Annotated in this window: 8 protein-coding genes; 3 read left to right on the top strand and 5 right to left on the bottom strand. The window is 69.1% G+C overall.

The window, feature by feature from the left end; translation table 11 throughout:
- Nucleotides 1-13: 13 nt before the first annotated feature.
- Nucleotides 14-547 (top strand): peptide deformylase, encoded by a 534-nt coding sequence (gene def, locus AC1M14_RS22645; RefSeq protein WP_209166234.1) that lies wholly within the window; start codon nt 14-16, stop codon nt 545-547.
- On the opposite strand, the gene AC1M14_RS22650 is transcribed toward def, so the two are convergent.
- On the bottom strand, nt 501-2,777 hold the full coding sequence (locus AC1M14_RS22650; RefSeq protein WP_102775473.1) for an acyl-CoA dehydrogenase: 2,277 nt from the start codon (nt 2,775-2,777) through the stop codon (nt 501-503). The two genes, def and AC1M14_RS22650, sit on opposite strands and share 47 nt — an antisense overlap.
- A 132-nt stretch (nt 2,778-2,909) precedes the next feature.
- Between AC1M14_RS22650 and AC1M14_RS22655 the strand changes: the two genes are divergently transcribed.
- Nucleotides 2,910-4,139, top strand: coding sequence for a nucleoside recognition domain-containing protein (locus AC1M14_RS22655; protein ID WP_479730503.1), 1,230 nt, complete (start codon nt 2,910-2,912; stop codon nt 4,137-4,139).
- A gap of 13 nt (nt 4,140-4,152) precedes the next feature.
- On the opposite strand, the gene pyk is transcribed toward AC1M14_RS22655, so the two are convergent.
- Entirely contained in the window at nt 4,153-5,595 is a 1,443-nt protein-coding gene (pyk, locus tag AC1M14_RS22660) for a pyruvate kinase (RefSeq protein ID WP_111826390.1), read from the bottom strand.
- 103 nt (nt 5,596-5,698) lie between these two features.
- Here pyk and AC1M14_RS22665 point away from each other — a divergent pair, with 103 nt between their 5' ends.
- Nucleotides 5,699-6,841 carry a glycerate kinase gene (locus AC1M14_RS22665; protein WP_479730504.1) on the top strand — a complete coding sequence of 381 codons (1,143 nt, stop codon included), beginning with the start codon at nt 5,699-5,701 and terminating at the stop codon, nt 6,839-6,841.
- A gap of 244 nt (nt 6,842-7,085) precedes the next feature.
- Here the strand turns inward: AC1M14_RS22665 and rsmA are convergent, their stop codons facing one another.
- The 3 genes from rsmA to AC1M14_RS22680 are packed head-to-tail and all read right to left on the bottom strand — an operon-like array spanning nt 7,086 to nt 11,890.
- On the bottom strand, nt 7,086-7,877 hold the full coding sequence (gene rsmA, locus AC1M14_RS22670) for a 16S rRNA (adenine(1518)-N(6)/adenine(1519)-N(6))-dimethyltransferase RsmA (protein ID WP_102775470.1): 792 nt from the start codon (nt 7,875-7,877) through the stop codon (nt 7,086-7,088).
- Nucleotides 7,878-7,895: 18 nt separating this feature from the next.
- Nucleotides 7,896-9,497: a peptidylprolyl isomerase gene (locus AC1M14_RS22675; protein WP_102775469.1), complete on the bottom strand. Its 1,602-nt coding sequence runs from the start codon at nt 9,495-9,497 to the stop codon at nt 7,896-7,898.
- Complete coding sequence (locus tag AC1M14_RS22680) at nt 9,494-11,890, bottom strand: LPS-assembly protein LptD (protein ID WP_102775468.1); 2,397 nt, start codon at nt 11,888-11,890, stop codon at nt 9,494-9,496. The genes AC1M14_RS22675 and AC1M14_RS22680 overlap by 4 nt, the downstream gene beginning before the upstream one ends.
- Nucleotides 11,891-11,939 lie beyond the last annotated feature (49 nt).

Below are 11,939 nucleotides of genomic sequence, written 5' to 3' on the forward strand. Positions count from 1 at the left end.
AAGAGGCCAGCCCATGATCCACCCCATCCTGAAAATGGGCGACCCGCGCCTGCTGCGCGTGGCCGCGCCCGTGGAACGCTTCGACACGCCCGAGCTGCACGCGCTGATCGACGACATGTTCGAGACCATGGCCGCCGCGCACGGGGTGGGCCTGGCCGCGCCGCAGATCGGCATGGACCTGCAGCTGGTGATCTTCGGTTTCGACCGCAACGAGCGCTATCCCGACGCGCCCGCGGTGCCGCAGACCATCCTGTGCAATCCCGTCATCACGCCGCTGTCCGACGAGCGCGAGGACGGCTGGGAAGGCTGCCTGTCGGTGCCGGGCCTGCGCGGCCTGGTGCCGCGCTACCGCCGCATCCTCTACCGCGGACGCGACCCCTACGGCCAGCTCATCGAACGCGAGGCCGAGGGCTTCCACGCCCGCGTGGTGCAGCACGAATGCGACCACCTGATCGGCCGCCTGTACCCGTCGCGCATCGAGGATTTCTCGAAGTTCGGATTCACCGAGATCCTGTTTCCGGGCATGGACCCGAAGCAGGACGATTGACGCCGTCCGGCGGCGTCAATTCCTCCGGCGCGAAATCATCCACCTGCAACACCCGCGACACCACGGTCTCGGCCTCCTCGATCTGAGCGGCCTGGGTATCCGTGATGGCGCCGCGCCGGTGCGCCTCGCGCCAGTCGCGCACGCCGGACTGGCGCAGCCGGTCGCGTAGCGGCTGCACCGCGTCGGCCAGCGCGAAGGCGCGCGTCAGCAGGCTTACCGGATCGTCGCCGGCCTGCGCGCCGCCCGGCTCGCGCTGCAGGTCGGCGGCCAGCCGCGCATGGGTCGGCGAAGGCCTGAGCAGCAGTTCGGCGCATTCGCGCGTCAGCGCGTCGCCCGGCCCGCGCGCCAGGCGCAGCGGCAGGATGGCCGCGCGCAGGCCCCAGGCCAGCGCGCGCCCGGGCAGATTGCGCAGCACCTGGTCCATGCTTTTCTCGATGCTTGCATAGCCCTGCTCCAGGCACCAGTGCACCAGGGGCAGGTCGTCGTGCTTGCGGCCCTCGTCCTCCCAGCGCTTGAGCACCGCGGACTGCAGGTACAGCTCCGACAGGATGTCGCCCAGCCGGGCCGAGATCATCTCGCGGCGCTTGAGCGCGCCGCCCAGCTGCGCCAGCGTGGCGTCGGCCAGCAGGGCGAAGCCCGCGGCGTAGCGGCCCAGCCGGCGGTAATGCCCGGCCGTGGGGCCGGAGACCGGCGCGGGCGCCAGCACCCCGCCGGTCCAGGCGCGGCCGATCGCGCGCAGCGCGTTGCGCGCCGCATGGCGCAGGTGGCGCCAGAACACGTCATGGAACACGGCGATGCCGCGCTCCTCGTCGGGGTTGGCCAGCGCCAGCATTTCCGGCATCAGGTAGGGGTGGGCGCGGATCGCGCCCTGGCCGAAGATGATCAGGTTGCGCGTCAGGATATTCGCGCCCTCGACCGTGATGGCGATGGGCACGGCGCGATACAGCGCGCCCAGGTAGTTGCCGGGGCCGTCCATGACGGCGCGGCCCGCGTGGATGTCCATCGCGTCGTTGACCGAGCCGCGCATGCGTTCGGTGGCGTGGTACTTCATGATGCCCGACACCACCGCCGGCTTGACGTCCTGGTTCAGCGCGGCGCAGGTCAGGCGCCTCGCGGCCTCCACCAGATAGGCGTTGCCCGCCAGGGCGGCCAGCCGCTCCTGCACGCCTTCGAACTTGCCCACGGGGATGCCGAACTGCTCGCGCACGCGCGCGTACATGCCGGTGGTGTGCGCGCACATGACGGCGGCGGCGGCCGACAGCGACGGCAGCGAAATGCCGCGCCCCGCGGCCAGCGCGCTCATCAGCATCTGCCAGCCGTGGCCGGCGCGCCCCGCCCCGCCGATCAGCGCGTCCAGCGGCACGAACACGTCGCGCCCGCGGTTGGGGCCGTTCTGGAACACCTGCATGGCCGGCAGATGGCGGCGGCCGATCTCCACGCCGGGCGCGTCGGTGGGCACCAGCGCCACCGAAATGCCGATGTCCTCGGGGCCGCCCAGAATGCCTTCCGGGTCCGACATTTTGAACGCCAGGCCCAGCACGGTGGCCACCGGCCCCAGCGTGATGTAGCGCTTGCGCCAGTTCAGCCGGATGCCGACGAGTTCGCGCCCGTCCACCACCTGCCTGCAGACCACGCCCGTGTCCACCATCGAGGCCGCGTCCGAGCCGGCCTCCGGACTGGTGAGGCCGAAGCACGGCACTTCGGTGCCGTCGGCCAGGCGCGGCAGCCAGTAGTCGCGCTGTTCCGGGGTGCCGAACTGCAGCAGCAGTTCGCCCGGCCCCAGCGAGTTGGGCACCATGACGGTCACGCCGGCGGTGATGGAATAGGCCGAGATCCGCCGCACCACCTCGGAATGCGCATAGGGGGAGAAACCCAGGCCGCCGTAGCGGCGCGGGATGATCATGCCGAAAAAGCGTTCGGACTTGAGAAAGGCCCAGACCTCGGGCGGCAGGTCGCGCCGCGTCCAGGTGATGTCCCATTCGTCCAGCATGGCGCACAGCCGGGCCACCGGGCCGTCGATGAAGCGCTGTTCATCCGGGGTGAGCGCGGCGGCGGGGACGTCCAGCAGCTTGCGCCAGTCGGGGTTGCCGGTGAAGAGGTCCGCGTCCCACCAGGTGTCGCCGGCCTCAATGGCTTCGCGCTCGGTGGCCGACATCGGCGGCAGCGCCTTGCGCGCCCAGCGGTACGCGGGTTCCGAAATGCGGCGTCGGCGCCAGGCATTGAAATCCATGAGCGGTCCTCGCAGTGACGGGTTGCTCCCCTTGGGGCCAAAGTACCAGAATTGCAGCCCTCGGACCAATCCTAGCCCTGTCGGGATGCGACAATGGGCGGCGCAACGAATCGCTATCCGGGCAACTTCCGCATGCTGAACAAACTCTGGCTGGGCTTTTTTCTTACCGCGGCAGCGGCGGCGCTGTACCGCTGGCTGATCGCCGGCGAACCCGAAGTGTTCCACCTGATGGTGACCAGCCTGTTCGACATGGCGCGCGTGTCGGTGGAGGTGATGGTGCTGCTGTTCGGCACCCTGACCCTGTGGCTGGGCTTTCTGCGCATCGCCGAGGGCGCCGGGCTGGTGGAAAAGCTGGCGCATCTGCTGGGGCCGCTGTTCGCGCGCCTGATGCCGGAAGTGCCGCGCAACCATCCCGCCATCGGCCTGATCACGCTGAACTTCGCGGCCAACGGCCTGGGGCTGGACAACGCCGCCACGCCCATCGGGCTGCGCGCCATGCGCGAGCTGCAGTCGCTCAACCCCACGCCCGAGACCGCCAGCAACGCGCAGATCCTGTTCCTGGTGCTCAACGCCTCGTCGCTGACCCTGCTGCCGGTCACGCTGTTCATGTTCCGCGCGCAGCAGGGCGCGGCCGACCCGACCCTGGTGTTCCTGCCCATCCTGCTGGCCACCAGCGCCTCGACGCTGGCCGGCTTTCTGGCGGTGGCGGCCTGCCAGCGCCTGCGCCTGGCCGACCCGGTCGTCATGCTGTGGCTGGGCGGCGCGGCGCTGCTGATGGGCGGCTTCATGACGCTGTTGGCGGGCATGTCGGCCGCCGCCATCGCGTCGCTGTCCTCGCTGCTGGGCAACCTGACCCTGTTCGGCATCCTGCTGGCGTTCCTGATCGCGGGCGCCTGGAAGAAGGTGCCGGTCTACGAAGCCTTCATCGAAGGCGCCAAGGAAGGCTTCGACATCGCCAAGAGCCTGTTGCCGTATCTGGTGGCCATGCTGTGCGCGGTGGGCGTGCTGCGCGCCTCCGGCGCGCTGGACTTCCTGCTCGACGGCATCCGCTGGCTGGCGCAGTCGGCCGGCTGGGACACGCGCTTCGTGGACGCCCTGCCCACGGCCCTGGTCAAGCCGTTCTCGGGCAGCGCGGCCCGCGCCATGATGCTGGAGACCATGACGCATTTCGGGGTGGACAGCTTCCCGGCACTGCTGTCGGCGGTGGTCCAGGGCAGCACCGAGACCACCTTCTACGTGCTGGCGGTGTACTTCGGCTCGGTGGGCATCCTGCGCGCGCGCCACGCCGTGGGCTGCGCGCTGGTCGCCGACCTGGCCGGCGTGCTGGCGGCCATCGGCGTGTGCTACTGGTTCTTCGGCTGAGGCCGCCGCGGCCTCAGTCCACCAGCAGGATCTTCATGCCGTTGGTGCCGCCGCTGTCGCGGTAGAAATCGCCCTTGGTCAGGATCACCCAGTCGCCGGTCTGCACCAGGTTGCGGCGGCGCAGCTCGTCGATGGCGGCATTGCTGAGATCGGCCGGATCGTAGTCGGACGGCGCGAACGGGATGGTGTAGACGCCGCGGAACATCGCCACGCGGTTCTGCGTGACGCTGTGCGGGCTGTAGCAGTAGATCGGCACGCCCGAACGGATGCGCGACATGATCAGCGGCGTGTGCCCGCTTTCGGTCAGCGAGATGATGGCCTTGACGCCCGGGAAATGGTTGGCCGCGTACATCGCGGCCAGCGCGATGGTCTCGTCGCAGCGCGAGAAGGTCTCGCCCAGGCGATGGTGCGACTTGGTCGAGGTGGGGTGTTTTTCGGCGCCCAGGCAGACGCGCGCCATGGCCTGCACCGTCTCGACCGGATACTGCCCCGAGGCGCTTTCGGCCGACAGCATGACGGCGTCGGTGTAGTCCAGCACCGCGTTGGCCACGTCGGACACCTCGGCCCGCGTCGGCATGGGGCTGGAGATCATGGACTCCATCATCTGCGTGGCCGTGATGACGACCTTGTTCAGCGTGCGCGCGTGCTGGATGATGCGCTTCTGGATGCCGACCAGCTCGGCGTCGCCCACTTCCACGCCCAGGTCGCCGCGCGCCACCATCACGCCGTCGCTGGCGCGGATCAGCGAGTCCAGCGCCTCGTCGTCGGCCACGGCCTCGGCGCGCTCGATCTTGGCGATGATCCAGGCCTGGCTGCCGGCCGCCGCCAGCAGCGTGCGGGCCTCTTCGATATCGCTGCCATAGCGCGGAAACGACACCGCCACGTAGTCCAGCTCCATCTCGGCGGCGAGCTTGATGTCGACGCGGTCCTTGTCGGTCAGGCTGGGCGCGGACAGGCCGCCGCCGCGCCGGTTGATGCCCTTGTTGTTCGACAGCGGGCCGCCCACGGTCACGGTGGTGTGGACCTCGTCGCCCTCGACCCGGTCGACCACCAGCACCACGCGCCCGTCATCGAGCAGCAGCTCGTCGCCCACCCGGCAGTCCTGCACCAGCTCCGGATAATCGATGCCCACGATGCTGGCGGTGCCGGCCTCCTTGGGATGCGCGCGCGACAGCGTGAAAGGCTGGCCCACCTGCAGCTGCACCTGCTTGTCGATGAAGCGCGCGATGCGGATCTTGGGCCCTTGCAGATCGCCCATGATGGCCACGAAGCGGCCCTGGCTGGCGGCGATCTCGCGCACCAGCCGGGCGCGTGCGCGGTGGTCGTCCGCGCTGCCGTGCGAGAAGTTGAGACGGGCGACGTCCAGCCCGGCGCGGATCATGGCTTCGATGCGTTCCGGCGTCGAAGTCGAGGGTCCCAGGGTGGCGACAATTTTGGTGCGGCGCAGTACGGGCATGACGGTCCACTCTCGCTAAAACGACAAAAGCGTTATGGTACGCCGGCTGCGCGCGCGCAGGTATCATGGTGATCAGACAACCCCAACAGACCTGTCCGAACCCGTGAAAATCGTCATCGCCCCCGACTCTTTCAAAGAAAGCGTTTCCGCGCCCGACGCGGCCGCGGCCATCGCGCGCGGCGTCAAGCTCGCCTTCCCCGGCGCCCATACCGTTTGCATCCCCATGGCCGACGGCGGCGAAGGCACGGTCGAGGCCGTGCTCGCGGCCACCGGCGGCCAGGCCCGCCAGCAGACGGTGAACGATGCGCTGGGCTACAAGGTGGACGCGGACTGGGGCCTGCTGGCGGACGGCACGGCGGTGATCGAAATGGCCGCCGCCGCCGGCCTGGAACTGATTCCGCCCGCGCGGCGCGACCCGATGCGCGCCAGCAGCCACGGCGTGGGCGAGCTGATGCTGGCCGCCATGGACGCCGGCGCCAGCCGCATCATCCTGGGCCTGGGCGGATCGGCCACCAACGACGCCGGCGCCGGCATGCTGACCGCGCTGGGCGTGCGGCTGCTCGACGCCGACGGCCGCACTCTGCCGCCGGGCGGCGGCGCGCTCGGCAGGCTGGCCAGCATCGACGCCCGCGGCCTGGACCCGCGCCTGGCGCAGATCCGGATCGACATCGCTTCGGACGTGGACAACCCGCTATGCGGCCCGCAGGGCGCCTCGCACGTGTTCGGCCCGCAGAAAGGCGCCACGCCGGAACAGGTGGAAATCCTCGACCGTATGCTGGCGAACTTCGCCGACGTGTGCGCGCGCCATCTGGCGGCGGACCACCGCGACGACCCCGGCGCCGGCGCGGCCGGCGGCCTGGGTTTCGCGGCCAAGGCGTTCCTGAACGCCCGCTTCCGTCCGGGCGTGGAGATCGTGGCGGAACTGGGCGGCCTGGCCGCAGCGGTCGAAGGCGCCGCGCTGGTCTTCACCGGAGAAGGCCGCATGGACGCGCAGACCCTGCGCGGCAAGACGCCCGCTGGCGTGGCCCGGATTGCGCAGCGCGCCGGCGTGCCCGTGGTGGCGCTGGCCGGCTCGCTGGGCGCCGGCTACGAAGGCCTGCACGCGGCCGGCATCAGCGCCGCGTTCAGCCTGGCGCCCGGCCCCATCACGCTGCAACAGGCGCTGACGGACGCGGAAAAACTGCTGACCGAGCGCGCGCGCGACGTCATGCAACTGTGGATGGCGGCGCAGAAACGGATGTTGTGAGTGTTGCGGATGTCGTGGATGTCGTGGATGTCGTAGGATGGGTGCAGCGCGAGACATGTTGGACAAGAAACCAGGCGTCCCACGCGCGTAACCCATCAGCCGGCGAAAGCCGGCATTTGTTTGCCCGCATCGAAAAACGGCGGCTGTCGCCGCCTGATGGGTTACGCGCGTTGGAGACTTGAGTTCTTGGTTAAGCACTCTCGCGCTGCACCCATCCTACGCCCCCGCGCAATATCCTTCACCATCACGCCGCCTGCAACACCCCCGCCTCGACCAGCGCATCCGACAGGCGGATGTAGCGGTCCACCGAGATATCCTCGGCGCGGGCGGTGGGCGCGATGTCCAGCGCTTCCCATGGCACTTGCGCGGCCCAGTCGGCCAGCACCCGGCGCAGCATCTTGCGGCGTTGCGAGAACGCGCGCGCGACCACGGTTTCAAAAGCGCGTTCGCTGACCGGGCGCAGGCGCTCGGCCGGCAGCGGCACCATGCGCACGATCGCCGACACCACCTTGGGCGGCGGGTCGAAGGCCTCGGGCGGCACGTCGAACAGCTTGTGCATGCGGTAGCGCGACTGCAGCATCACCGACAGCCGGCTGAAGTCGCCCGAACCCGGCTGCGCCACCATGCGGTCGATCACTTCGCGCTGCAGCATGAAATGCTGGTCGCGCACGTGGTCGGCCCAGGTCATCAGATGGAACAGCAAGGGGCTGGAGATGTTGTAGGGCAAATTGCCCACGACGCGCAGCGCGCCGCCGAACTGGGAAAAATCCACCGTCAGGGCGTCCGCCTCGACCACGGTCAGGCGGCCGGGTTCGAACTGCTTGCGCAGGCGGGCCGCCAGGTCGCGGTCGATCTCGACCGCGGTCAGGTGGTCCAGGCGTTCCAGCAGCGGCCGGGTCAGCGCCGACAGGCCCGGGCCGATTTCGACCACGGTATCGCCGCGGGCGGGAGCCACCGCCCGGACGATGGACTCGACCACGCTTTCGTCGGTCAGGAAGTTCTGGCCGAAACGCTTGCGCGCCTGGTGCTGAGACATGTAAGGCCCGTAATGCGTTTAGCGGTTGTTCTGCTGGATCTGCTGCTGCTTTTCCAGGCGGTTGTCGATATACGCCTGCGCGCGCAGCTGCTCCAGCCAGTCTTCGAATGCGGGCTGGGCGCGGCGCTCGAACAGCACCTGGCGCGCCTTCATCCGCGCCACTTCGTCGGACGCGTCATGCTGGCGGCGCTCTTCGACCTGGATCAGGTGCCAGCCGAAAGGCGATTGGATCGGCGGGCTGATCTCGCCCGGCTGCAGCGCGTTCATGGCGGCCTCGAACGGCGGCACGGTTTCGCCCGGGTTCAACCAGCCCAGCTCGCCGCCCTGCGGAGCGGTCGCGTCCTGCGAGTACTGGCGAGCCATGTCCTCGAACTTGGCGCTGCCGCTCACCAGGCGCTGGCGCACCTGTTCCAGGCGCTGGCGGGCCTGCTCGTCGCTCATGACGGTGGAGGTCTTGATCAGGATGTGGCGGGCGCGGGTCTGCACCACTTCGACCGGCCCCTGCTGCGCCGGCTGCGGGCGCGCGGCGGGCGCCGGCGCGGGAGCGGGCGCCGGGGCGCGGGCCGTGCGGGCCGGCGCCGGCTGGGCCGAGCCGCGGTCCATCACCTTGATGATGTGGAAACCGTTGCCGCTCTGGATCAGGCCGCTGACCTGGCCTTTCTGCAGATTGCTGATGGCCTGCACGAACAGGTCGGGCCAGCCGTCCAGCGGACGCACGCCCATGACGCCGCCCTGCAGCGCTTCGGGGCCGTCCGAGGACGCCGCGGCCAGGCTGGCGAAGTCGTCGCCGCGCTTGGCCCGCGCCAGCAGGCCTTCGGCCTTCTTGCGCAGCACCGCCAGCTGCTCGGGCGAGGAGCCTTCCGGCACCCGCACCAGGATCTGGGCCAGCGCGTAAAGCATCGGGCCGGCAGGCGCCTGCGCCTGCTCGGGCGCGGGTTGCGGCTGCGCCTGGGGCTGCTGCGCCGCGGGCGCCGCGCCGAAGGCCGGATTGCGCCGCTGGTCCTTCAGGAAGGCGTCGACTTCCGCGTCGGAAATCACGATGGTCGAGTCCACCGCGCGCTGGCGCAGGCGGTCGGAGCGGATCTCTTCGCGCAGCGACTTGCGATAGGCGTCCCAGGTGATGCCGGATTTCTCGATCTCCTGGCGCAACTGCGCCACGGTGATCTTGTTGCGCGCGGAGATGGCCTCCACGGCCTTGTCGACCTGAGCGTCGTCCACGCGGATGCCCATGCGGTCGGCCTCGTGGCGCTGCACGCGCTCCATGATGAGACGCTGCAGCACCTGATGCTGCAGCGTCTGGTCGTCGGGCACCTGGATGCCGCGCGCCTTCAGCTCGCCGCTGATGCGCAGGGACGCCTCGCGCAGCTCGCGCAGCGTGATCACGTCCTTGTCGACCACCGCGGCGATGCCGTCGACGAACTGCTCGCGCGGCGCCGCGGGAGCGGCGTTCTTCTGCGCGGCCGCTGTCTTCGCGCCGTTCTGTGCGGAGGCGGGCTTGGCGCCGTTGTTCGTGCCCTTGCCGTTCTGCTCGGCCGCATACGCGGCAGGCAAGCCGGCGCAGACGGCCAGCAGCAGTGCATTGCGGGAGAGGCGGCGCAAAGAGTGCAACCTACGCATCATTCATACCTTTCAAATGTGGTCCCGGTGGGTACAGGCGGCGTAATGCGCGAGTAGCCGGGGATGCTTCTGTTCAGCAGGTTCATCGGGTCGGTTCCCAGGGAACCCAGGCCGGTCAGCTCCAATTGCAGGAACACCGCGGAGTTGGCGTCCGTGGCCGACACGGCGTAGCGCTGGTAGACCACGCGGCCCACCCAGCAGCAATCCCCCTTGTACTCCAGGCCGGCGATGGCCTGCGTCACGCGGGGAGACTCGGTGGTGTTGGCGACCGTGCTGGAGGGACCGGAGCGCAAGGAGTAGTCGACCCGGCCCACGCCGTACCAGCGCTTGCTGAACGGCCACTGGAACGCCAGGCTGACCTGGTTCTGGCCCTGCGGCTGGTAGGCGACGCCCTGCTGGGGATCGCGCTGGTAGCGGTAGGACAGCGCCACGGTGGTCAGGCGCTGCGGCGTCCAGCGCGCGCTCACCAGGCCGCGCGACCAGTTGTTGTCGTACGGGTTGTACTGGGCCGCGACCTCGGTCGTCAGCGTATCGGTCAGGGCGGCGCTGGCGCCCACCAGGAAGTCCGAACGCACGTTCTCGCGCGGCGTCTCGCCGGGCAGCGTCACCTTCTGGTCGGCGAAATACAGGCGCTGCGCCACGGCCAGCGACATGCGCTCGAAACCGGTGTTGGCGTCCAGCCAGCGCGTGGTCAGCGCCGCGGTCAGCTGGTTGGCGTTGGAGATGCGGTCCCAGCCGCCGGTATAGATGTTTTCCTCGAAGGCCTGCGAGAAACTGAAGTCGGCCAGCGAGGTGTCGTACACCGGCATCTTGGACTGGTCGCGGTACGGCACGTACAGGTAGTACAGGCGCGGCTCCAGCGTCTGGGTCGAGGCCTTGCCGAAAAGCGTGGTGTCGCGCTCGAAGATCAGGCCGGTGTCCAGCGACATGATGGGCACGGTGCGCGACTGCGAGCGCGGATACCCCATCGACGTGGTCGCGTCGGGCGTCCCGGCGTTCAGGCCCAGCCAGTCGCGGCCATACCAGTTGGTCTGGTACTGCGTGTAGTTCACGCCCGCCTTGGGTACGATGAACCAGCCCGGCTTGACGATCGGATAGGACACCGTCGGATAGCTCTGCAGCCGGTCGCCCTGCGGGCCCTGGCGCACGCCGCCGACCTTGGGAATGCTGAAACGCACGGCGGTCGAGGTCCAGTCGACGTCGAAACCGCCCCAGTCGTAGCGCGCGCCGCGCAGGTACAGCTCGGGCACCTTGTCGTACGGCGGCGTCAGCGGCGCTTCGGGGTCCTGCAGCGTCTGGTATTTGTAGACCTGGGCGTACGCGCTCCAGTAAGTGGAGGCCCAGCCCACCCGCGCGCGCTGCGGCAGATAGGTGGTGGACGCCTGGTTCAGCCCCAGCTGGGAAATATCGCGGAAGTAATCGTCGTCCGATACCTTGGCGATGTCCCAATCCGTGTAGAAACCGTGGGAGAACTGCTGCTGGTGGCGCCACCAGTACATCCAGCGGTCGTCGCCGGTGACGTTGTCGTTGGGCAGGTAGGTGCCGTTCAGGGTGCCCGCGTAGGTGTACCCCATGTAGCGGAACTCGCCGCCCAGCTGCAGCCCGCGCTTGGAGAAATAGCGCGGCTGGATGGTCATGTCATAGTTGGGCGCCAGGTTCAGGTAGTACGGCAGCGAAATGTCGATGCCGCCCTGGCTGGTGGTGCCGTAGGTCGGCACCAGGAAACCCGACTTGCGCTCCTTCTTGACCGGGAAGGTCATGTAGGGCGAGGCCAGGATCGGGAAATCCTTGAAATACAGCACGCCGTTGCGCGCCACGCCTTCGTTCTCGTCGAAATCCACGTCGACGGTCTTGGCCTTGATGTACCAGGACGGCGTCTCGCAGGCGCAGCCGCTGTAGGTCACCGTATGCAGCCGCATCTGCGACTTGCTGAAAATGTCCGCGTGCTCGGCGACCGCGAAGCCGCCGGTGGCGCCCATCCAGAAATTCGGCTTTTCGACCTCGCCCGAATACTTGTCCACGTTGAACTTGGCGTTCGGCCCGGTCACCAGGGTGCCGTCGCGCATCATGCGCGCGCTGCCCTGGACGTCGACTTCGCCCGTGTCCTTGCGGTAATTGATGCGGTCGCCCTTGATCACGCCGTCGATGCGGCGCACCTGCGCGTTGCCCGACAGGGTCAGGTCCGACTCGGGATCGCCCTCGATCGTGTCCGCTTCCATGAAGGCCGGGATGTCGTCGTCCGGCAGCCGGTGCATCCGCAGCCCGGGCGATGTACGCAGCACCGGCGCCTGCGTGGCCGACGTGGCGGCGGGAACGGCGCCCTGGCTGCCCTGAGCCTGGACGGCCCCGGCGGCCATGCCGACAGCGGAGAGGATCAACCAGCGAACCTTGCGCACGAGTGTAAACAGCCCTTTTCGACGATGGGGAAACCCGACACCGGCACCC

It is taken from the genome of Achromobacter sp. SX5 (genome assembly GCF_056711425.1).

Excerpts from the sequence above, each read along its gene's own strand:
- def (WP_209166234.1), top strand. The coding sequence starts at position 14 with ATGATCCACCCCATCCTGAAAATGGGCGACCCGCGCCTGCTGCGCGTG.
- AC1M14_RS22650 (WP_102775473.1), bottom strand. The coding sequence starts at position 2,777 with ATGGATTTCAATGCCTGGCGCCGACGCCGCATTTCGGAACCCGCGTAC.
- AC1M14_RS22655 (WP_479730503.1), top strand. The coding sequence starts at position 2,910 with ATGCTGAACAAACTCTGGCTGGGCTTTTTTCTTACCGCGGCAGCGGCG.
- pyk (WP_111826390.1), bottom strand. The coding sequence starts at position 5,595 with ATGCCCGTACTGCGCCGCACCAAAATTGTCGCCACCCTGGGACCCTCG.
- rsmA (WP_102775470.1), bottom strand. The coding sequence starts at position 7,877 with ATGTCTCAGCACCAGGCGCGCAAGCGTTTCGGCCAGAACTTCCTGACC.
- AC1M14_RS22675 (WP_102775469.1), bottom strand. The coding sequence starts at position 9,497 with ATGATGCGTAGGTTGCACTCTTTGCGCCGCCTCTCCCGCAATGCACTG.